21 protein-coding genes are annotated in these 20545 nt (G+C 64.8%); 8 read left to right on the top strand and 13 right to left on the bottom strand.

What is annotated here, in order from left to right; translation table 11 throughout:
• Window positions 1–75 precede the first annotated feature (75 nt).
• The 7 genes from ACFWF1_RS15635 to ACFWF1_RS15605 form a co-directional block, all read right to left on the bottom strand.
• Complete coding sequence (locus ACFWF1_RS15635) at window positions 76–342, bottom strand: hypothetical protein (protein WP_379282645.1); 267 nt, start codon at window positions 340–342, stop codon at window positions 76–78.
• Window positions 343–378: 36 nt separating this feature from the next.
• Window positions 379–912, bottom strand: coding sequence for a hypothetical protein (locus ACFWF1_RS15630; RefSeq protein WP_379282644.1), 534 nt, complete (start codon window positions 910–912; stop codon window positions 379–381).
• 51 nt (window positions 913–963) lie between these two features.
• Window positions 964–5718, bottom strand: a complete 4755-nt coding sequence (locus ACFWF1_RS15625) for a hypothetical protein (protein WP_379282643.1) — start codon at window positions 5716–5718, stop codon at window positions 964–966.
• A 107-nt stretch (window positions 5719–5825) separates the two neighbouring features.
• Window positions 5826–6125 carry a hypothetical protein gene (locus ACFWF1_RS15620; protein WP_379282642.1) on the bottom strand — a complete coding sequence of 100 codons (300 nt, stop codon included), beginning with the start codon at window positions 6123–6125 and terminating at the stop codon, window positions 5826–5828.
• A gap of 294 nt (window positions 6126–6419) precedes the next feature.
• Window positions 6420–6869 (bottom strand): winged helix-turn-helix domain-containing protein, encoded by a 450-nt coding sequence (locus tag ACFWF1_RS15615; protein ID WP_379282641.1) that lies wholly within the window; start codon window positions 6867–6869, stop codon window positions 6420–6422.
• 162 nt (window positions 6870–7031) lie between these two features.
• The gene (locus tag ACFWF1_RS15610) at window positions 7032–8045 is read right to left on the bottom strand and encodes an HD domain-containing protein (RefSeq protein WP_379282640.1); all 1014 of its coding nucleotides are present in this window, start codon (window positions 8043–8045) and stop codon (window positions 7032–7034) included.
• Between the two features lie 64 nt (window positions 8046–8109).
• Window positions 8110–9324: an MFS transporter gene (locus ACFWF1_RS15605; RefSeq protein ID WP_379322188.1), complete on the bottom strand. Its 1215-nt coding sequence runs from the start codon at window positions 9322–9324 to the stop codon at window positions 8110–8112.
• Between the two features lie 233 nt (window positions 9325–9557).
• Between ACFWF1_RS15605 and ACFWF1_RS15600 the strand changes: the two genes are divergently transcribed.
• Window positions 9558–10073, top strand: coding sequence for a MarR family winged helix-turn-helix transcriptional regulator (locus tag ACFWF1_RS15600; RefSeq protein ID WP_379282638.1), 516 nt, complete (start codon window positions 9558–9560; stop codon window positions 10071–10073).
• 4 nt (window positions 10074–10077) lie between these two features.
• Here ACFWF1_RS15600 and ACFWF1_RS15595 read toward each other — a convergent pair whose 3' ends face one another.
• The 3 genes from ACFWF1_RS15595 to ACFWF1_RS15585 are packed head-to-tail and all read right to left on the bottom strand — an operon-like array spanning window position 10078 to window position 11468.
• Window positions 10078–10638 carry a tetratricopeptide repeat protein gene (locus tag ACFWF1_RS15595; protein WP_379282636.1) on the bottom strand — a complete coding sequence of 187 codons (561 nt, stop codon included), beginning with the start codon at window positions 10636–10638 and terminating at the stop codon, window positions 10078–10080.
• A 54-nt stretch (window positions 10639–10692) separates the two neighbouring features.
• Entirely contained in the window at window positions 10693–11031 is a 339-nt protein-coding gene (locus ACFWF1_RS15590; RefSeq protein WP_379282635.1) for a hypothetical protein, read from the bottom strand.
• Between the two features lie 20 nt (window positions 11032–11051).
• Window positions 11052–11468 carry a hypothetical protein gene (locus ACFWF1_RS15585; RefSeq protein WP_379282634.1) on the bottom strand — a complete coding sequence of 139 codons (417 nt, stop codon included), beginning with the start codon at window positions 11466–11468 and terminating at the stop codon, window positions 11052–11054.
• 375 nt (window positions 11469–11843) lie between these two features.
• Between ACFWF1_RS15585 and ACFWF1_RS15580 the strand changes: the two genes are divergently transcribed.
• Window positions 11844–12818, top strand: coding sequence for a hypothetical protein (locus ACFWF1_RS15580; RefSeq protein WP_379282632.1), 975 nt, complete (start codon window positions 11844–11846; stop codon window positions 12816–12818).
• Here the strand turns inward: ACFWF1_RS15580 and ACFWF1_RS15575 are convergent.
• Both ACFWF1_RS15575 and ACFWF1_RS15570 read right to left on the bottom strand, forming a co-directional pair.
• Window positions 12815–13522, bottom strand: coding sequence for a class I SAM-dependent methyltransferase (locus ACFWF1_RS15575; protein ID WP_379282631.1), 708 nt, complete (start codon window positions 13520–13522; stop codon window positions 12815–12817). The two genes, ACFWF1_RS15580 and ACFWF1_RS15575, sit on opposite strands and share 4 nt — an antisense overlap.
• Before the next feature lie 164 nt (window positions 13523–13686).
• The gene (locus ACFWF1_RS15570) at window positions 13687–14241 is read right to left on the bottom strand and encodes a hypothetical protein (protein ID WP_379282630.1); all 555 of its coding nucleotides are present in this window, start codon (window positions 14239–14241) and stop codon (window positions 13687–13689) included.
• A gap of 114 nt (window positions 14242–14355) precedes the next feature.
• On the opposite strand from ACFWF1_RS15570, the gene ACFWF1_RS15565 reads away from it, so the two are divergent.
• The 5 genes from ACFWF1_RS15565 to ACFWF1_RS15545 all read left to right on the top strand — a co-directional run bounded on the left by ACFWF1_RS15565 (window position 14356) and on the right by ACFWF1_RS15545 (window position 18141).
• Window positions 14356–14736 carry a hypothetical protein gene (locus ACFWF1_RS15565; protein WP_379282629.1) on the top strand — a complete coding sequence of 127 codons (381 nt, stop codon included), beginning with the start codon at window positions 14356–14358 and terminating at the stop codon, window positions 14734–14736.
• A 554-nt stretch (window positions 14737–15290) separates the two neighbouring features.
• On the top strand, window positions 15291–15620 hold the full coding sequence (locus ACFWF1_RS15560; RefSeq protein ID WP_379282628.1) for a hypothetical protein: 330 nt from the start codon (window positions 15291–15293) through the stop codon (window positions 15618–15620).
• Window positions 15601–16119, top strand: a complete 519-nt coding sequence (locus tag ACFWF1_RS15555; RefSeq protein WP_379282627.1) for a DUF6879 family protein — start codon at window positions 15601–15603, stop codon at window positions 16117–16119. The genes ACFWF1_RS15560 and ACFWF1_RS15555 overlap by 20 nt, the downstream gene beginning before the upstream one ends.
• Window positions 16116–16955, top strand: a complete 840-nt coding sequence (locus ACFWF1_RS15550) for a helix-turn-helix domain-containing protein (RefSeq protein ID WP_379282626.1) — start codon at window positions 16116–16118, stop codon at window positions 16953–16955. Before ACFWF1_RS15555 ends, ACFWF1_RS15550 begins: the two co-directional genes overlap by 4 nt.
• Before the next feature lie 571 nt (window positions 16956–17526).
• A complete protein-coding gene (locus tag ACFWF1_RS15545) occupies window positions 17527–18141 on the top strand; it encodes a DUF4360 domain-containing protein (protein ID WP_379282625.1) in 615 nt (204 codons plus the stop codon).
• Window positions 18142–18154: 13 nt separating this feature from the next.
• Here ACFWF1_RS15545 and ACFWF1_RS15540 read toward each other — a convergent pair whose 3' ends face one another.
• Window positions 18155–18565 carry a DUF1707 domain-containing protein gene (locus ACFWF1_RS15540; protein ID WP_379282624.1) on the bottom strand — a complete coding sequence of 137 codons (411 nt, stop codon included), beginning with the start codon at window positions 18563–18565 and terminating at the stop codon, window positions 18155–18157.
• A 295-nt stretch (window positions 18566–18860) separates the two neighbouring features.
• Between ACFWF1_RS15540 and ACFWF1_RS15535 the strand changes: the two genes are divergently transcribed.
• A complete protein-coding gene (locus ACFWF1_RS15535) occupies window positions 18861–20441 on the top strand; it encodes a hypothetical protein (RefSeq protein ID WP_379282623.1) in 1581 nt (526 codons plus the stop codon).
• Window positions 20442–20545 lie beyond the last annotated feature (104 nt).

Below are 20545 nucleotides of genomic sequence, written 5' to 3'. Positions count from 1 at the left end.
TTTGCGACGCGATTGCCACAGCAGCGTGACGCGCACCGCGGCGGATGCGGTGCGCGTCACTCGGTGCTGTGCGACCTATGTCAGGCCCATCAGGATGGCGTTCTGCACCGCGGGCAGGAAGCCCAAGGACGTCACCAGCGTCATGCCGACGCCGAGGCCGAGCCGTCGATGCCGGTTCCACCACCCGACCGGGCCGACCCGGGTCCGGTCATGGCAACGGGAGATGGTTTCGGCGTCAGTGGCGTTCTGTTCGTAGTAGCCGAAGCCGACCGGCGCCGAGCTGATATCGAGCAGTCCGCCGAGTGGATCGGCGGTGCTGCCGGAGAACCTGGTATCGAACATGATCGAACCTCCTCGGTCTTGGTCGTGCGTGCCGGATCAGCGGATGGTGTCGGTCCACGGCTTCATCAGCGCGTCATAGACCTCCCTGGTGAACTCGCCGCGCCCGACCAGATCGCCGAGCACTGCCGCGGTGACCGCTCGATGGACCACGACGAGAGCGCCGATCGAGGTGAGTGACTTCAGCAGCGCACCCATGTCATCGGCGCCGGGCCCCGATGTTGGTGACACCGCTTGTCCGGCAATGGTTCCCGCGATCTGGATGTGCCGTGCGCGGCCGAACTCCTTAGCCGTCTCGGCCGCGACCTGCACCGGTTGCGAGTGCTCCGAGGAGGCGCCGATGCTGGCGAACAAGCCGGCCACACCCGCGCCGCCGGACAGTGTGGACAGCCCGTCCTGCAGACCGTTGCCCGCCGTGGTGTTGAGCTGTTCACGTTCACCCGGGGTGAGTTGCGCGGCACGCTCGACGATTTGGGCGACGTCACGCCACTGCGGGCCGTACAGGTACTCCAGGTGCAGAGTCGGGTACTCGGGGTTGAGTTCGGTGTCGACGTTGCTCGGCTCAGGCTTCATGATTGTCTCCTTTGTTGGTATCGCGTTGCGCGACAGTGATTTCGAAGTGACTCAGAGAGAAACGGCGACCAGACGGCGGTCGTCGGCATTCGTGGTGTGCCCGTCCGCCGCGCCGTTCCCGACCAGCGGGATCTCGGCGTGCGGGGCGGGCGCGGCGGCGTGCGCGGGGGCAAGCGCCTTCTGCAGGGACGCGATGAGGTCTTCGAGGCTCGCGGTGTCCTGGATGTCGTCCAGGAACTGAGTTCCGGTGGGCGTCATACCGCTGTTGGAGTCACCGCGCGGGGTGTTCTGGTCGCGCCAGGCCCGAATCGCGGAAACGAGGTAGGACTTGACATCCGGGCTCGACAGCGCGACCAGCGGCACCACCACGATCACCGCGAGCAGCAGCAACGGCACCACGACCACCACCGGCAACACGCCGGCCAGCAGCAGGGTCGCCGCCGCGGCGAGCAGCAGCGGAGCACCGACGAGGGCTGCCCCACCGGCGGCCAGCGCCAGGCCCGCCAGCGCGGCCGCGCCGAGTGCGGCCGCCGCGCCGACCGGCACGGCCACCGCCAGCAGCGTCGCCAGCAAAGCGACGGTCAGCAGCGCGGCCAGCGCCGCAGGCACCCCGAAGGCGATGAGCGGCAGACCGATCACCGCGGTCACCACGGCGGCTGTCACGGCCACCGAAACCGCCACTGCGACAGCAGTAGCCAGCGCCAGCAGCGGCAACGCCGCCAAGGCCAGGGCAAGCAGGCCTGCTGCCGCCCCCGCACCGAGCAACGCGATCACCGCGCCGACGACGACGGCGCCGACCACCAGCGGTGCGATGGCGAGCGCCGCCAGCGAGACCGCGCCGACGGTCAGCAGCACCGCCGTCGTGATCACCGCGCCGAGCGCGAGCGCCCCGACCAGGGTGGCGATCGTGACAGTCACGGCCAGCGCGAGCGCGCCGAACGCGATCAACCCGGGCAGCGCAACGGCCAGCGCGAGTGCGCCGAACGCGATCAAGCCGGGCAGTGCCAGTGCGGTGGCCACCGCGATCGCGCCGAAGGCCAAGGCGCCGAGCACAATCGCCACCGGCAGGCCCAGGGTGACCAGCGCGCCGAGCGCCAGCGCGCCGAACGCGATGAGCGCAGGCAGTCCGAGCACAGCGGCGGTGGCGAGCGCGGCCAGGGCCAGCGCCCCAAGTACCACCGCGACCGGCAACCCCAGCGCGGCGAGCGCGATGACAGCACCGATAGCCAAGGCAGTCAACACAATCGGTGCCGCGATAGCAAGCGCGGCGAGAGTGACCGCGCCGGCCACAAGCAGCGCACCCAGCGCGAGCACGGCACCAACTGCGAGCACCGCCAGGATCACCGGCGCCGCAACCAGAGCCAGCGCCGTGAGCGCGACAGCACCTGCCGCAAGCACCGCACCGATAGTTACGGCCGCGCCAAGTGCCAACGCACCCAGCACAATCAGCGCAGGCAACGCCAGCGCGATGGCACCGAGCACGAACGGAGCCGCGAGCACCGCCAGTGCGATCGCTCCCGCAACGGCAAGCGCGCCCAGCACGAACGGCGCGATCGCCAGGGCCAGCCCGCCGAGCACCACCGCGACGACGGGCAGTGCCAGCGCGGCGATAGCGAGCGCGCCGAGCACGAACGGTGCTGCGAGCACAGCGAGTGCGATCACACCGAGCACAGGCAGTGCCAGCGCGGCAATGGCGAGCGCGCCGAGCACGAATGGTGTTGCGAGAGCGGCGATTGCCACCGCGACGGCCAGACCGGCCAGCGCGGCGAGCACCGGCGAGCCGAGCACCGCGGTGACCACCAAGGCGGCGAACGCCAAGCCTGCCAGCACGGTCAGCGTGCCCACCGTGAGACCGGCAACCACGACCGCAGCAGCAGTCAAAGCGGCGGCCACCACGGCCACTGCGACGACCGCGATCGCACCGAGCGCGAGCAGCGCCGGGAGTCCGGTCCAGCCCGCGAACACCACGACCGCCACGGCGGCGAGGGCCAGTACACCAAGAGTGACAATCGTGCCCAACGCGAGCGCGCCGAGCGTAGCCAGTCCGGCGAGGGTCGCCGCGACGACCGTGACCACAGCGGCCAGTGCCAGCGCGGCCAGGCCGATCGTGCTCGCGACACCGAACGCGGTCAGTGCGACGACCGCGGCAAGGGCCAGCGCGCCGAGGACGATCGCGCCGACAAGACCGATAGCGGCGAGCGCGATCAATGCGGGAATGCCGGTCCAGCCGAGCAACACGACCACCGCCAGCGCGGCGAACGCGAGCACCAGCGTGGTCACCACACCGGCCAGAGCCAGTGCACCGAGCGTCACCACACCCGCCAGACCCAATCCGAGCGCACCGAGCACAACCGCCGCGGTAACCGCGAGCACGGCCAGCGCAGCCGCGCCGAGCCCGAGCAGAATGGGTGCCGCCGCGATCGCCAACACGGCTGCGCCGATAACCAACGCGGCCAGAATCGCCGCACCCGTGGCGATCAGCGCACCGATCCCGACAACAGCGACGACCGCCGCAATCGCGAGCGCACCGAGCACAAACGGCGCGGCAATCGCGGCAAGCACCGCGAGCCCGATCACCGCGGCGATCGCCAACGCGCCCAGCACAAACGGAGCGGCAATCGCAGCCAGCACCACCGCGCCGACAACCAGCGCCAGCACCGGCAATGCAAGCACCGCAAGCCCGACCACCGCCGCAATCGCCAGTGCACCAAGCACAAACGGAGCAGCAAGCAGCGCAAGCCCGACCACCGCGGCGATCGCTAGCGCACCAAGCACGAACGGAGCAGCAATCGCGGCCAGAATGCCGACCCCGACCACCGCCGCAATCGCAAGTGCACCCAGCACAAACGGAGCAGCGAGAACTGCGAGCGCGATCAGGGCTGCCACGGCGGCGACGGTGACCACTGCGGCGAATGCGCCGAACGCGAGCAGCGCGGGTCCGCCGAACACGGCGATGACAACCAGCGCGGCGAAGGCCAGCGCCGCGAGAGTGACAGCTCCGCCGACGGCGAGGCTTGCGAGCGTGGCCACCAAAGCAGTTGCGAACGCGGCGATCACCACTACCGAGGCCACCAAACCCGCGGCAACCACGATCGCCGCGACCACGGCGATGACGCCGATCACGATCAGCGCGGGCAGTCCCGTCCAACCCAACGCGAGGAAGACGATCGCTGCGGCAAGGGCGAGCACGCCGACAACAACCGCGACACCGAATGCGATGGCGGCGAGCGTGATTGCCGTGGGCAAGCCCAGCGCGAAGACTGCGACCAGCGCGGCGAAGGTCACCGCGGCGATCACGATCAGCGCGGCGAGGGCGAGCGCCGCCAGCGCGATCGTCTCGACCACGGCGAACACCGTCAGCGCGGCGACAGCGGCGAATACCAGCGCACCGAGCGTGATCACACCGGCCAGACCGATGGCGGCCAGCGCGATCAACGCGGGCAATCCGGTCCAGCCCAGTACCAGCACGACCACCAGCGCGGCGAAGCCCAGCACCGCGACCGTCGCCACCGCGGCCAGGGCCAGCGCGGCCAGCGTCACTGTGCCGGCGAGACCCAAGCCGACGAGGCCGAGCACGACCAGCGCGGGCAACGCCACGGCGGCGAGCGCGATACCGCCGAGCACCACCAGAACCGGCAGCGCCACTACGGCAATCACGATGCCGATGACGATGAGCGCGGGCACGGCGATCGCGGCCAGCACGATGGCACCGACCACGAGAGCCGCGATGATCACCGGCGCGGCCAGCAGCGCAACGGCGCCGATCGCCAAGACACCGATGACCACGGCGACGATGACGGGCAAAGCCAGCAGCGGCAGGGCCGCATGCCGGGTGCTGAACAACCCGTCGTTGTTCAGCATGCTGCGGATTTCGGTGAGCACCGGCGCGAGGGCCGCGTGCAGCGTGCCCGCCGGGTCCGCGAGGAGCTGCTGAACGCCTTCGGCCAAGCCCCGCAACGGATCTCCGTCGCCTACGGTCTGGCCGAGCATCGGGGTCAACAGGTCGCGCAACGCCTGCACGGTGTCGGGACCGTCCTTGGGGAAGTCGAACAGCGTGCGCGCCTGGCTGATCAGGTCCTCGATGGGCGAGGCGATCGGGTCGCGGCGGGCGCCGGCCTGCTCGATCGCCGAGTTGACGAACGAGAGCAGATCCTCGACAGGTTGCCGCAGCGGGCCGCTCGGGAAGGTCTTGTCCGCCCACCCGGCCAGCTGCTCCAGATCGACGCCGGTGCTGATGACCTGCTCGGCGACGGCGGCCAGCTCGGTGACCGAGGACGGCACAAGGCCGATCGGGCCCGAGGCGGCGGTAGCGCCGGGCACTGTGGCAGCCAGGGGCGTAGCCGCGGGTGCGGACTGATCGGCCTGCGTGGCCGGCGGTGTGGTGAAGCCGCGGATCATCTCGCCCGCACCTTCCACCGGGGTGCCTGCGGTGACGTTGTCCAGCGCGTTCAACGCCTGGTCGATCACGTTCTGGCCGGCCGGTCCGAGGTTCGTCGCGACGTTGCCGAGTTCGGGGACCGCCGCACCGATATCCGGTACGGATCCGCCGAATTCCGTGACGGCCCCGTTGACCGTGTCAGCGAGACCGGGCACGGCCGCGTTCAGGCCGGGGATAAGGTCGGTCGGATTTGCCGGGATCGAGGGGAACGCAGGTGCTTCGGCCGACGCCTCGCCGGTCGACACCATGACGGTGGCCAGCGATGCGAACGCGGCCGCCGCGTAGAGACCCTTGCGATTACGTTTGGTGACCTTGCGATGCCGCGCGGCGCGCTTGGTTGTTCGAGAACGTTCGTTGGCTGCGGACATGGGACAACCTTTCGATCGAAAAGGTGAGGCAGCGAACACCCAGCCGGATTCGACTGGGCAGGCTGAGCTCGCGCAGAGCTCTCCGAACGACGACGAATTCGGGTGGGCTAGACCGGGCCGCTTTCGCCGGTCGCGCAGACCGCGCGTGACCATCCGCCGTTGGATCCGACGGTGGTGCCGATCCGGGTGTGCAGGACACCGCCGATATCGCGGCAGCGGATGTACGCATGCTGTCCGGCGCCGGACCCCGGCTCGCAGGTGATGGTGAGCTGATTGGGCACCGCGTAGTCGGAGGTGCAACCGGAAGGAGGTGGGTCAGCCGAGGCTGAGCCCGCGACGAACACCGAACACACGATGGTCGACACGTAGACGGCAGCTAATGTTGCGCAGCTCGTGTTTCTGTTCATGCATCCAGGCTTGGGACGGCATCAGGGCGAGTCAACAAACAAGTTTAGATTTTTGCATATCCTCGCAGGTAGAAGCGTTTTAGCAACTAATCCGCCGCGGATTATCTTTACGGGATGCCGACGTCGGAAACCCTTGACATCTCGCCGAAGTGACCCAGATTACAGCGCAACAATCTACGTCCAGCGAACTTCTAGCAATCTTCATATGGCACGCTTTCATCCCCCACTACGAGTCCGAGAGCGGGCTGGCTCAGCGGCCGGGAATCCGCGCCATCGCGGCTTGTCCGCAGCGAACTAGCCGATGTGTCCGTTGGTCAGGCCGAGTCGTTCGCCGATGTCGGCGATGCTCATACCGTGGTCGTGGGCGTCTTCGATCGCGGTCTGGCGGATGCCGGAGAGTTCGGCGATGCGGAGTTGGTAGTGGGTGATGAGGTTGCCCGCGAGCTGGGCCCGCCGGATGGGGTGCGCGACAGAGCGGATCTCGTCGACGTCGTCGTCCAACTGGACGGGGTCGGGCTGCCGGGCCTGCGATTGACCGACGACGAAGGTCCCGCGCCGCGGGACGGTCCGCACAAGTTGCTGATTGGCCAGCAGTTGGATTGCCTGCCGGATCACCGAACGCGATACGCCGTGCCGCTCGGCTAGCTCAGCGTGGCTGGGTAGCTGAGCATCGGCGGGGAGGGTTCCGTTGCGTATCCGTCGTGCGTAGTCGTCCGCGATGGTGAGGTAAGCCGCTTCGGCCATCGCGTCGATCCCTTCGTCTGCGGTAACTGCGTTCGAGGGTACGGCGACGAATGCGATCACGTCGGGGTCAACCATGGGAGCTGTTGCGTTTCAACGGTTCCTGGAGGTCTAGGTACCTACGCAAGCGTGGACCGTCGCCAATATCACCAACTGAACCGCCGTTCAGCTCGGCGGGACGACCACGCACCGCCACGGCAGCCGGGGCAGTTCGGCCGACTGCTCCGCCCGGAACCCGAGCGGCACCCCATCCACGCAGGCCGTGTCCAGGTAGAGACGGTCGACCTGGTACACCCAGCCGAGCGAGGCGTCCGGGTGGCCGTCGGCGAGCAGTTGCCAGCCCAAGGGATCGCGGCGGAGGTGCCGGGTCAGTTCGGCCGTCCGCGCATCGGTGAGCAGCAGGGCCCATAACTCGTCATCGGTCATCGGCGCGATGTCGGCGGCTCGTTCGGGAGACTCGTCGAGCAGGACACCGACCAGCCCGCGCAGCGCACCGTTCGGCAGCACGTTGTCCCAACCGCACAGGTACAGCGCTTCGCCGAACGCCAGGTCCGCCAGATAGCGGGCCGTGGCCCGGTCGGTGTGCACCGCCCCGTCGACCAATCGCAGCTTCGCCAACGTGTCCGGTGGTGATTCGGACAATCGAGCATGGGTGCGGCCGCTGCGCACGAATGACTCGAGGTGATCGAGCTTGAGCCCTCCGGGCAGTCCGCGCAGCACCGACACGCCGCCCGGCTCTTCCACCCGGAGCACGGTCTCCGTGTCCATGCCGTGTGCGGCCAGCAGCGGTGCCAGCCCGCGGATACGCTGCCGACCCAGCTCGTGATGGTTCAGATCGGCCACGCCTTCGAAGGTGTGACTGAACGGTAGATGCCCGATGTCGTGCAGGAGCGCCGCGACCCTGGCGACCTCATCGTCCGGCGCGAAATGCGCTACCAGTGTGAGCAATCCGAGACTGTGTTCGAGTCGGGTGTAGGTCTGGTTCGTCGTCAGAGCGGCGGCACCGGCGTGCGCGATGAACTGCAGTCGCCGCAACTCCCAAGTCCGCAGCAATTGCTGTTCCACCGGGGTCAGCCGAAAAGCTACCGCCCACATCGGATCTCGATACCAACCGTCGCGCCCGAGGATTCCGGACACCGAGTAGGCGTCACTTTCCAAGCCGATTCCGTTGCTACGCAAGTCTCTAACCCCCCGGTCCGCGAACATTGGCACCGCTCGACACTCTGCCAGACATAGCACCGGCTTAGCTAGCGGCGACCAGCGCCTCGTCCGGCACCGGATCGGCGGCCCTCCGGCGAGTACTGAGCGTGAGCAGCAGCGAAGCGGCGGTCAGCGCCACACCGAACCAGAACACACTTCGGACACCCAGGTGATCCGCGAACAGTCCGCCGAAGAGCGCGCCGAGGGCGATAGATGTGTTGTAGCCCAAGGTATTCAGCGACATGGCGGCCTCGAAGGTGTTCGGCGCGGCGGCGAGCGTCATGTTGATCTGACAGAGGTTCATCGCACCGAAGGACACTCCCCAGAAGGTCAGCGAGATGATCAGCCCGACCGCGCTGTGACCGATGATGAGCAGCAACAGCAAGGAAGCCACAAGTCCCGCACAGGCGACGATGAAGCTGGCCCGCAGATTCTTGGTCACCGTATATCCGGCGATGAAGTTCCCGGCCGCGCCGCCTGCGCCATAAATGATCAACAATCCGGTGATGTAGGCGGGTGTGACGGACGAATTGCCTTCCAGGAAGGGACGTATGAAGGTATATGCCCCGAAATGGCCGAGTACATACAATATTACGGTAACCATCACCAAACGCAGCTGTACATTTTTGAGCGGCAGCCCGAATACTTCCCGGACCGAGACCGCGTTGTCCGAGGGCAGCGAGGGAACTATCGCCGCGACCGCGAGGAAGACCAGCGCGCTGAGACCACTCCAGATGAGAAACGTGGTCCGCCAACTGGTTAGGCTTTCCAGAAACGTTCCCAACGGCATGCCGACCACCGTGGCGATCGAGATGCCGGACAACGCGACCGCGGCCGCCCTGCTCGCGTGCCGTTCCGGAACGAGGCGCATCGCCATGCCGACGCCGATAGCCCAGAACACGCCGTTGGCGAATCCCATGACCAGCCTTGCCGTCAGGACCAGCGGATAGTTCGGCGAGAGAGCGGTGATCAGATTGCCGAGCGCCAATATCGCCAGTAGCGCGGAGAGCAGCATGCGCCGGTTGACGCGCCTGGTCCATGCCACGATGAACGGCACGCCGAGCCCGGCCGAGATGCCGTACAAAGTAACCATCAGCCCGGCGACGCCCACCGATATGCTCAGGCTGGTACTCACCGGAGTAAGTAGACCGACGGGCATCAGCTCGGTCGTGACGAACACGAACAAACTGGCGGTAATCGCCGCGACGCCCAGCCACGATCGCAGGGCAGAATTCTGGTGTTCATCCTGTGTAGCCAACTGCTTCTTTCTGATTGTTCGGGCTTACCGGAAGCCCTCGAAGATGGCCGATCAATAGCGGACCGCTCGCGATATCGGAGCAGTGATCGGTCAGACGAAAACGACTCGGCCATCGCCGAATTGGCGACTCCCCCACCCACCATCGGGTGAACAGTCGAGCAGGGAGGAACACGGTCCCGTCAGTTAGTTTCCATGGAAGATAGATTATCTTCCATGGAAGGTACAGTCAAGGCATGGCCGTAGACCACACCCCACCCGAACCCGACGCCGTCGACCACATCGTCAGCCAATGGCGCACCGAACGTCCCGACCTCGACCCGAGCCCGATGCAGGTGATCGGCCGAATCACCCGCCTGCACTGGGCATTCGACGAGCAGCTCGATCGTGTCTTCAGCGACTACGACCTGGGCCGAGGCGAATTCGACGTACTCGCCACCCTGCGCCGCTCCGGTCCCCCGTTCGAGCTGACCGCAGGCGAACTACGCGACTCGACGATGGTGACCTCGGGCGCGGTCACCAAGCGCGTCGACCGCCTCGCACACGCCGGACTGGTCAACAGGCGTGCGGCCGCGGACGACGCTCGTGGCCGCCTGATCCAGCTGACCGACCGCGGCCGCGACGTCATCGACAAGGCATTCGAACAGCACTTGCGCAACGAAACGCGACTACTCTCCGGCCTGACCACCGACGAGCAGCAAACCCTGATCCCCCTGCTGCGCAAACTGATCCAGACACTGCCACCGAAGTGAGCCGCTACCTGCTTTCGGCCCGTCCACGCCAGTAGCCGGCCTCGTCGAGCTGACCGCGGTCGGCAAGCAGCCTGCTCAGGCAGTCCATCGCACGAGGGTGGTTGCCGCAGGCCGCCCAGCGGAACCAGGATTCGGCCTCGTCCGTCTCGCCGCGCTCAGCGTGCATGGTGGCCACGGTGGTCATAGCCTCGAGGTGGCCTGCGTAGGCGATCTGGCGATACCAGAATTCGGCGTCGCGTTCCTCGAATCGCCCGGCCCGCATGATATTCAGGTTGACCATCGCGTCAGGGTGACCAGTGGCGACGGCTTGACGGAACCAGTATTCGGCACTCCGCGTGGCGCCACGCTCGGCGAGGAAGAGGCCGAGAATGTTCATCGCCCAGGAGTCGTCGGCGTTCGCGGCCCGCCGGAACCAGTTCTCCGCCTCCGGCATCTCACCGCGCTCGGCGTGCAGGATGCCGAGAGTGCACATGGCGCGGGGTTGCTCGGCGGCAACCCGGCGACGCCAGTATTCGGGCTCCGGTGTTTCCCGACGCAATGCGAGCAGGATTCCCAGGTCCGTCATCGTCGTCGTCTCCCGCGTGGTGAGTCCGCCGCTCGACCAAGGTTCGGCCGCAAATCAATCAAGGCTTCTGCTGCGGAAGTCGATTGTGTTCAGTTCGCGCTCCATTGCCCGCGCGGCGGAACGACATCCATTGGCTCGCAGTGCCGCGATGCGCGCCACCACCGCATCGGGACCATAGGCGGCGATGATGTCGAGCAGACTGATCCGATCGCCTAGCCGCACATTCATAGTTGCCGGAAATGCACTGATAGTCATGTTCTCCCCCGAAATGGAAATAACAGCCGAATCGTTGTGGTGCCTGGTGCCGGACACCTGCCGGTGGTCGACCAGACCGCCCTGATCCTTGGCTCGATCCCCTCTGTCGAGCCAAGGATCAGGCGTGGCCCGTACCACCCGGCAATCTCTGGTGCACCTCATTCATCGATATCCGATGTACTTGTCCAACCGGCCGGGCAAGCCGTGGATCTACCTGCCCAGCCGTGGGTTTCGAGGGCGAGCGCCGCAGCCAGCACCTGGGCGAGGCCAAGGGCACCGGCGGGGCCGAGGTCGCCGTCGCTGCCGATGCCGGTATCGACGACATAGCTCATCGGTTCACGCTCGATACCGGCCCGGCCGAGGCACTCGGTAGCGAGCACCATGAAGCTGCCGTGATCGGTGCCGGGAATGGGGAAGGTGTGTCGGTGTACCCTCATCAGTTCACCGAACGCCGCGCCGTCCTCCCAGCCATGGCCGTCCGGACGCTCGCACCAGTACGGGCAACGTTCCAGCGATGTCATCGCCGACCGCTGCGGAGTCGACGTGCGATCGCCGTGCATCTTCCTGTCGGTCATGACGCGAGTGCCACCGGAATCGTTCATGTGATCACCCCATGCTCCGGAAACCGGGCGCAGCAATTCGCGCTCGGAGTAAGCGCGTGGTGACTCTCTCGAACAATCCCACGCACAGTTGTCTCCCCAGACAACGCTGCGTGTCGTAGATGATGCTGCACTCCCATTGCTAATGAGGCCCTCCCATCAGACGCAACCGAAAGCGATCCCCAACGTAAGAGGATGTCTGCTTCCGGGCGTGGGAGTCGCTCACCAGCCGGTGCGCCCAATACTCTAGCATCACCGGCCAGCGGCGGCGACTGTCATAAGCTGACGTTTTGTGCTGGACTCCGCAGTATCTGTTCTTAGTTCGGCTCGAAATGACTACGCTGCCTCGGTATGCAGCTGCCTAGACGTTGGTTCAGCGTCGACGTCATCGCCACCCTCCTGCACGAGCAGATCGTCATCCATTCCTCGGACGGACATCGAGTCGCCCGGCCGTTACGCCGCGTCGCATCGCAGCTGGGGTTCGACCGTCAGGGTGAAGCGCTGTTCACCGGTGTCATCACGGACATCATGGCCGGTCCGCAGGTGGATCATGTGCGGACGGAGGGCGGCATCGAGTGCCATACGCACTGGATAGCGGCTCCCGACGGCCAGGCAGTCGGGCTGGTCGTCTGGATAGCGGCCCCGCCCACGACGCCTCGTCCGGTCTACAACTCGTGGATTCTCGATTTGCAGAAGGTAGCCACGCGCAGCGGTGGTGACAACCTCAGCATCATCGGCGACGGCCGCAAGGCCGGGGAGGAACGGGCGATCCGGCACCTGCTACGACACATGATCCCCGACGACGCCGGCGAGTTCTTGGCGCTGTACTACGGCGCCCAGAACGGCAAAGAGGGCAGGCTCACCGAGGCTTCCTGGTCGGTACGTCGCCCCGACGATCCCGGGCAGTGGGTGCATTTCTGGTCCAGCACAACGGCTTTGGGCGCGTCCGGCGACCGTGATCGCACCGTGTACGGGCTCACCGCGCAACTGCGTCATCGTGAGATGGACACCCGGATGAGCACCCTTGTCCGGTACACCAACTCCACGCTGCTGATGGTGGACGCCCGCTCCGGGTTCGTCGTGAGCACCACGGGCGAACTGGCGCCGGCTTTCGACAGCGACGAACCGCTGCTCCGGCGGGTGCTCGACCAGATCGACATGAAACGGATCACCCCGGCGACGTCGCACGAAACCGTTGTGGAACAGACGATTTCGATCGAGGGGTCCCGGTTCAATGTCGCCACGTTCGCGGTGCCGAACGCTCGGCAAGCCGCTGAGGTTCCGTTGGCGATCCTTCTCGTGCCCGCGACCAGCAAGGCAGGCTAGTCGTCAGTGCCCGGAACGGCGGTGCCCGGCTGTTCCGTGCGGCGGGGCCCGCGGGCGGTCCACAGCGCAAACGAGCCGATGGTGTTCACCTCGACTGCGGCGAACGCCCGCTCCAACGCGTCGACCAGGCCGGTCAGATCGTCATCTTGGTTATGGAATCCGTTGCGGCGCTGGAAGTTTCTGGAGGTGGCACGGCTGAGTGCCGTACTCGGGACACCGTGCGACAAGGCGGTTGCGCCGAAGAAAACCCCGTCATCGGTGGTCGCATCGGCGATGTGCCGGAAAGCGATGCCTTTGCTGTCCCAGTTGCCCGGCACACAGTGCATGAGCAAACTCGCTGCGACAGAGGCGTATCGGCGATCGACCGGCAACGGTTGCAGCACACTGCCGACGTGGCTGACGGGTTCGATGCCGCGCTTACGAAGCCGATGGGCGGTCATCGCCATCGGATGCTGATTCAGGTCGACCAGGGTGACCTTCGGGTGTGCGACAGGATACTTGGCATGGCTCAACTGCCAACCGGTTCCGGGACCGATGTCGAGGTGATCGCCGGAGATGTTGCCGTCGTACAGCCGCCTCAGATTCTTTGTGGGACAACGCCACACGAACCGGTTGTTGAAACCCAGCACATAAAGATCGTAGACGCGAAGCATCATCGGCGAGTACGGCCGCGCGCCGTCCAACTCCGCCTGACTGATTTCCATAACCGGACTCCCGTTCGAACCGAAAGGTACCCGAGCAGCTACCCCCGACAGCACTCTTGCTCCAGGCTCGGGAGTCGCTCACCGACCGCAGCGCCGCAATCATAACGGGATTTGCCAAGTGTGGCAACGGATCTGCAAACAGTCCAAGGTCGAGCAGGCCCCGATCAGCAAGTCCGCCAATACGCCCATTCCGGACACCTGGTGATCGTATCGACGCGACCATCGATCAACCCGGCCAGCTCCTGCGCATGCTCCGGTTCGACGCACCCGATCGCACTGACCCCGACCACATCGACGGCCCACATCCCTTCATCAGGCGCCCGACCGTCACGCAACCAACCCGGGTTCCACGGCCCGAGGTGCACACAGGCGGCCGGCCGCAACCCAGCCGCCTCCAGCTGCTCCCACATGACGCGCAACTGCTCCGTTGTCGGCGAGGGATGCAACAAACTCGCCACCGGCACCTCCTCGATGACCTCGTGCCAACGAATCGGCGCATGCACTTCACACAACGCCTCACCCACCGGCGGCACATCGATGCCATACGCCTCAGGCACCCACCGACGAGGCAGCCGCGACCACGGCTCGATCACCCGCCACAACGACTCCGGCACCTCCGCCCGCACCCGCCGAATAAACGTCCCCAGATGATCTGGGGACGGGATCGGACGATTCTCCACCGACATATCCCACCCACTGCCGGATGCATAGACAGTCACCCGGCAAGGGTATATTCCAGCACCCGAAATTCGGCTGTACAACGCCGGTGATCAAAACAAGCCGCGAACCGGCCTCGGCGAAGGCCGCCGAACTCGTCTGGCATGTTGAGGCATATGAGCGAACAGTGGCGCGATGGTCAGCTTGCGGAGTTCGCCGGGGTAATTCGACGCGGCATCGAGGATGACGGTGGCGTGGCGTTCAGCTTTCGTGGACACGGCGTGTTCACGGCAACGTCCGCGGCCGGCCGCGAGTACGCGATAACGGTCACTCCGGCCCCGGCTGAGCCGCCGCCCATCGACCAGGCCGCCTACGATCGCGCCGTTGCCGACTACGGGCGTCAGTTCGTCCCCGATGTCGAAACCCTGAACGCCGCAGCGAACCTCATCCGCGTGTACGGCCACAAGACGATCATCGAAGGTGTCCGCGAGGACAGAGAACTGGCAGACAAAGTCCAAGAGTTCGCCGACTGGGTAGGACGCGGAATCGAACGCTGATGGGCATTCTCTGACTGACGGCGTGACCGCGCAGGTTCAGCAAGGTTGTCGTAGCGATCTCGGTGGCGAAGAGGATCATCGCGGCGCCGAAGGACCCGCTTCAGCAAGAATAGGCCGAGGATCGCGACTACGGCGACGTTGAAGGCGGTCACGACCATAACGACTCGCAAGGCAGATGCGGCATATCGTCGCGGACTTCATCGTCTATGAGCACGGGAACCCCGAGCCACTCGCCTACGTCGTGCGCGTACAGAATCGCCGCTTGCCGCGCCGCGCAGTAGTCGAAGACGAGAGACCCGAACACGATGCGAACGTGGCACTGATTGTCTTGCACGCCAGAACCTTTCGGCGAACGATTGGTTCCGGATCGGGTGAACGACAACGACAGCTCACCCGACCCGTTGCCGTCGAACCTAAGGAACTGAGGGCGAAATTCTGAACAGGTTTGCTGCGGTTTGCGAGCGGAGACGATTTTGGTTGACTGGTCGCTCCTGGTCACTGACGATCGACATGCGCAAGAAAACGTGCGCAACTCCTCGCGAAGGAAAGAACCCATGAAGTTACGGTTCCTCGGAAACAACACGAACAAGAACGGATGCCCGTCTCTGTTCCTGACCGATCGCGGCACGTACATCGTGCAGGGCTGGCGGGTCCCGGGCCGCAGCGACGTTCTGGAGATCCCACACCCGCTACTCGCGTTCCTCGAACCAGGGACGTGCTTGGGCGTGCCGCTTCAGGACACAGGGCACGGAACGTTCTTGCTGTCCGGCGACGTAGTCAGGGACCCGGAAGCGTTGTCGCAGATGGATATACCGGACCACGAAACTTGCTTCGAGGTTCCCGTAGGACAGGAGATCAGGGGCGATGCAGCTCTTACAAGGTGAAGCGTTCGACGAGTTCTTCCACACGTTCGAGCGCACCGCGTACCACCTCGAAGTCCTCGACACGTACGAGACACCGGAAGAGTCCGAGCCGTTTCAGCAGTTTTTGGCCGGCGAACCCGACGACTACGAGTGGTTCAAGGACTGGGCCGACGAGGTGCACGCGATCACTTCCAGCGGTAAGCAGATGCGACGTGCCCGCGTCATCACCGAGCCACACACCGACTACAGCAGGTGGGGTCTCGTCGTCGCAGAACAGAACATCGCTGCGGGCGAAGAGATCCGCTATCTCGCACGACACCTGATCGACCCGTCCGAGCTGACTACAGACGACTTCTGGCTGTTCGATGACAACCTCGTAGCGTTCACTGTCTTCGAGCCGTCAGGCCAGTTCGTGGGCGGTGCGTTCACGCAAGACCCCGTGATCGTTGACCACATACGGGTGGTGTGGAATCGGGTGTGGGACAAAGCAGTACCCCACGCTGATTACGTCAAGGCGTGACCACAACCGCGAAAGAGGCCCGCGAGGCGTTCGGTGAGCGCCTGCGCAACCTCCGTCGGGATGCTGGGCTGACCGGTAGGCAACTCGCTGAGCTTGCCGGCTGGCACAGTTCCAAGGTCTCGAAGATCGAGTACGGCAAGCAGACGCCGACCAACGATGACGTGCGCGTCTGGTGCATCCACACGCACACTGCCGATCAAGTGCCCGATCTCGTCGCGAACCTGCGCAACGTCGAAACCGCCTACCTTGAACAGAAGCGAATGCGCTTGCCGCACAGGCAAAAGCAGTCCATCGCCGCAGAAGGTCAGACCAACCTCATGCGCTGGTACGAGCCCGTCGTGGTGCCGGGCCTATTGCAGACGCCGCCCTACGCTGCGGCACTGCTGACTATGGTTCTCGACTTTTACGACGACCCACCCGCCGACCTCGAACCTGGGTTAGCCGCGCGCCTCGAACGTCAGCAAGTCCTGTACCGAGGCAATCACCGCTTCTTCTTCCTCGTCGGCGAACAGGTTCTGCATGCCCGTGTAGGCACCGCAGACACGATGCTCGAACAGCTGGACCGCTTGCTCACGGCGACGTCGCTGCCTCGCGTCGTGCTGGGCATCGTGCCGACGAGCAGCGACTACCGCACGCCTGTGATGAACAACTTCATCATGTTCGACTCCCGCATGGTGCAGGTCGAGACCATCTCGGCTGAGCTGACGATCACCCAACCCAGCGAGATAGCGTTGTACGACAAGGCTTTCCACCGGCTCAAGGACGTAGCAATCCACGGCCAGGATGCGCGCGCCATGATCGCCGCAGCGATGGACGAGTTGCGAACTAATGACTGATGCTGCGCCTAAACGAGCGTGAGTGCCTTCGCCAGACCTGCCCGGCGGCGGCGCGGGTGGGTGGACGGTGGCAGCGTTGGCGGTGGCGGAACTTCCCGGCGGCGGCCCTCACCGCAGCCACGCCGCAACGTAACCTGTTGCGCTGCTTACACTCACGCCGCCACCACGTCAGGCTGGCCGGCACATCACCTGGGCTGCGGGCGCAGTCGACAGCCCAACATCACAAAGCCCAGCTGGAGCCTTGGCCGGATATCGCATAAATCCGTCTGGGGAGTATCTGGGGATTCTCGAAGCTTCCGGACAGCGAACTCATTAGTTTACGTTTGTAAAGTGGTGTAGAAAATGGCGGCGAGGGTCGGAGAAAGGCTTCTCCGAGGTACGAGGATGACGCGGATCGGATGGCGATCGAGATTGGCAGCGGGCAATTACCTGAATCGGCAGCAAGCAGCATGGAGACCATCCACCGAGCGACTATTCGGCAAATGTGATGCCACTCACTTCGCGTTTATAGTGAGCCATGTATAAAAAGTTAGCCGCTGTAGGCGCTACAGTATTCGCACTCGCTCTACCGATGTCGGGTTCACAAGCTTTCGGAGCACCGGCACCCGAATTGAACACACCCCCTCCGGACAAGATTGTCATCGACGTGGTGACCGTCAATGGATCTGGTTGTCCGAATGGAACTGCGGCCGTGGCGGTCGCGGAGGACAACACGGCCTTCACGGTGACCTATAGCCGATACACCGCACAAGTGGGTGCGGGGGCAGGCCCGATCGATTTCCGGAAGAATTGTCAGCTCGACCTGAGAGTGCATATCCCGCAGGGCTTCACCTACGGGATAGCGTCGGCGGATTACCGTGGATTCGCACATTTGGAAAAAGGAGCAAACGCACTGGAAAGGGCCAGGTACTATTTCCAGGGCGATTCGCCGACCGCGTACGTCGACCACACGTTCAATGGTTATATGAACGATGATTGGCAAACGACGGACTCGACCCCGGTCGGGGCGATCTCTTTCCTGCCCTGTGGCGAATCCCGCGACTTCGATATCAATACCCAGTTGCGTGTGAAAGCCGGCACATCGGACCCGGACACGACCACCAGCTTCATCACAATGGATTCCACGGACGCAAGTATTGTCACCGTCTATCACTTCGCGTGGAAGCAGTGCCCGACCAAGCCGTGATAGTGATCTCCACCTAGTATCGACGGGCTCCGCCGCGGTAGCCGGGCCTGAAGCCTCGGCCATTGCGGACGAGAGCGAAGAACAACAGCGGGAACACGAAGAACGGAACGAAGTGCGTCGTCACGACGACCACTGTGGCGAACACCAGCGCGGCAACCACGGCGACCGGGAGCAACCTCCACGGGCGCCCTGCGGGAGGGGTTGCCGTGACTGGCGGAGCAGGCGACGGCAGATCGGTGAACAGCACTGCCAGTTCGTCGGCCGTCTTGGCCGTGTAGGCGCGGCCGACGCGCTCGTCGTATTCATCGACGTCCAGTCGACCGGCCGCGAAATGCTTACCGAGCATTTCCGCTGCCCGCTCGCGTTCTGCGGTGCCGACACGCAGGGTTGGCGGCCCGAACACGGTGGGATCGAAATCGGTCATGTCAACCGCCTCACCAGGGGAACGAATCATGCTGTCCCCCAGCGTAGGCCGCGTCCGGCGGTCGCGCCTGCGCCGCCGAACGTATTCCGCGCTACGCCGAGCGGCGTACAGCACACCACCAGAGGCCTTACCCGCGATGAACCTGTCGTGATATCACCAGCTCTGCACCTTCTGGCTGAGCGGGTCGGGCTCGGTTCGACATGTACGCGGTAATAGCCGACGTTCCGGTGCCGCAGGTTCTCCGCGGTAGGCGGTTCCGCCGGACAGCCCATTGCTGCGTTTATGCTCAAGGCATATGACCAGTTCAGCGGGATTGACGGTGGAAAGAGTTCTCGGCGAGGGACCCTTCGCTGAGATGGGGATGTTGGGGCAGGTGGTTACGCGGGGCGAAATCACCGTGGCAGCAGGAGATGTCGGCCGACTGCGGTTCGATATCGGCAGTCAGGCGGGTGGCTGGTCTACGGGTTGGCAGCTCGGCGTTTACGCACCGGAGGGGCGGTGCAGGTATCTGATGTCCACGGGGTATCCGGTCCATTCGATCGATATCCATCCGACGTTGCCGCTCATCGCGATCGGCGTCGGGGACTATGACGGCGGCTATTTCTTCAAAGGCGAACTCCTGCTGCTCAATGCCGAATCAGGGCGCCTGACCCGTGCACTCCAGGATGAACGTGAGGTCCGGAAGGTGCAGTGGCACGGAGAGCAAACGCTCCGGATGATCCTCGGGCCGATCAGTGACCACGATGTCGAGGCGCCGTGGACCCGAGGGGTCGACGTGAAAATAGAACGAAGCGACTGGTCCGCGGTCTCCGAACGTTCGATCGGTCGTGCCGAACTGGCCGGACCGGAGATCGACTGCGAGCGAGTGACCAGGCGGCCGAATGTGGATCGGACCTCGCGTCGGCAGGTATGGGACATGGCTCGGCTGGCTGACGGCCGTGTGCTGGCGGCATTGGGTGGCGTTCAGCTGGAGTCGTGGCTGCCTTCCGGTGAGCGTGAATGGGTGCTCACCTCGCAGTCTGTTGGCAGGCAGATCGAAGTCTGTGCCGATCAGCAATCGGCTTGGACCAACACCGCATCGGATCAGGTCTGGACCAGCTCAGGGCTGATGGACCCGTTCTCCTCGGTGGCCAGGGTCTCGCTGGCTGACGGCCAGGTGATCCAGACATTGACTCCGGGCTTCCCGGTGATCGCCACAATGGATACCAAAGGGTGGCTCGCTCTACGCAATTCGAAGTACGCCGCGAATCCCACCGAGATGGTCTTGGTCGGGCCGGACAATCAATCCGTAGAGTCGGTGAGGCTCGGTCGACTCGACCCTCTCAACTACTCATTTCAGGTCCGCCGAGCCTCCACGCTCTACTTGGTCGCTGGTTGCGGCGACAGCATCTGGAATGACGCCACCGAGGTCATGTCAGTCGACGCGACGTCGGGCACAGTGACACCCCTGTTTCCTCTGGAGTGGGAGGATCAACCCGACGGTTACGCATGCAGCGCCGGTCCGGCGATCCAGGTACGCGACACCATCATTCACGCAGGCGCTGTTTCGAGCAATCGTGCAGCGCTGCCGGGGAACCGGTTCGTGGTCCGACGGCACCTAGGTGATGGCGCACCCGAGTGGGTCTTCACCGCCGACCACCCGATTACCGCACTCGACGGCAACGACGAGACGGTGTTCATTACGCTCTACTCCGGTGAACTGCTCGCTCTGGATGCCGCGACCGGAGAAATGCGTTGGCGACAACCACTGGCAATTCGTGAAATACCGGTAGTGCCAATGTCATTGGTTGCCGAGCCAAGCCGCCTGCTGATCGGAACCCTCGACGGCCGAATCCTGGACTGCTCCGTCCGACCTCGGGATGCCGTCCCACAGTGATTGCCCGCCTCTACTCCGAGTGGGTCTCGGTCATAGAGTGTCGTGGCCGAGACGACGGCGCGTTCTATGGCCGCCACGCTCAGCGCCGTAAGCGGCATTATCGC

It is taken from the genome of Nocardia sp. NPDC060255 (genome assembly GCF_042727395.1).
Taxonomy (GTDB): domain Bacteria; phylum Actinomycetota; class Actinomycetes; order Mycobacteriales; family Mycobacteriaceae; genus Nocardia.
This window is presented reverse-complemented; position numbering and strand designations above follow the sequence as displayed.

Bases quoted from the DNA above. Each gene is read 5' to 3' on its own strand.
- ACFWF1_RS15580 (WP_379282632.1), top strand. From the start codon at position 11,844: ATGCAGCTGCCTAGACGTTGGTTCAGCGTCGACGTCATCGCCACCCTC.
- ACFWF1_RS15635 (WP_379282645.1), bottom strand. From the start codon at position 342: ATGTTCGATACCAGGTTCTCCGGCAGCACCGCCGATCCACTCGGCGGA.
- ACFWF1_RS15565 (WP_379282629.1), top strand. From the start codon at position 14,356: ATGAGCGAACAGTGGCGCGATGGTCAGCTTGCGGAGTTCGCCGGGGTA.
- ACFWF1_RS15615 (WP_379282641.1), bottom strand. From the start codon at position 6,869: ATGGCCGAAGCGGCTTACCTCACCATCGCGGACGACTACGCACGACGG.
- ACFWF1_RS15585 (WP_379282634.1), bottom strand. From the start codon at position 11,468: ATGACCGACAGGAAGATGCACGGCGATCGCACGTCGACTCCGCAGCGG.
- ACFWF1_RS15595 (WP_379282636.1), bottom strand. From the start codon at position 10,638: ATGACGGACCTGGGAATCCTGCTCGCATTGCGTCGGGAAACACCGGAG.
- ACFWF1_RS15575 (WP_379282631.1), bottom strand. From the start codon at position 13,522: ATGGAAATCAGTCAGGCGGAGTTGGACGGCGCGCGGCCGTACTCGCCG.
- ACFWF1_RS15535 (WP_379282623.1), top strand. From the start codon at position 18,861: ATGACCAGTTCAGCGGGATTGACGGTGGAAAGAGTTCTCGGCGAGGGA.
- ACFWF1_RS15540 (WP_379282624.1), bottom strand. From the start codon at position 18,565: ATGACCGATTTCGATCCCACCGTGTTCGGGCCGCCAACCCTGCGTGTC.
- ACFWF1_RS15560 (WP_379282628.1), top strand. From the start codon at position 15,291: ATGAAGTTACGGTTCCTCGGAAACAACACGAACAAGAACGGATGCCCG.
- ACFWF1_RS15555 (WP_379282627.1), top strand. From the start codon at position 15,601: ATGCAGCTCTTACAAGGTGAAGCGTTCGACGAGTTCTTCCACACGTTC.
- ACFWF1_RS15600 (WP_379282638.1), top strand. From the start codon at position 9,558: ATGGCCGTAGACCACACCCCACCCGAACCCGACGCCGTCGACCACATC.
- ACFWF1_RS15545 (WP_379282625.1), top strand. From the start codon at position 17,527: ATGTCGGGTTCACAAGCTTTCGGAGCACCGGCACCCGAATTGAACACA.
- ACFWF1_RS15630 (WP_379282644.1), bottom strand. From the start codon at position 912: ATGAAGCCTGAGCCGAGCAACGTCGACACCGAACTCAACCCCGAGTAC.
- ACFWF1_RS15620 (WP_379282642.1), bottom strand. From the start codon at position 6,125: ATGAACAGAAACACGAGCTGCGCAACATTAGCTGCCGTCTACGTGTCG.
- ACFWF1_RS15625 (WP_379282643.1), bottom strand. From the start codon at position 5,718: ATGTCCGCAGCCAACGAACGTTCTCGAACAACCAAGCGCGCCGCGCGG.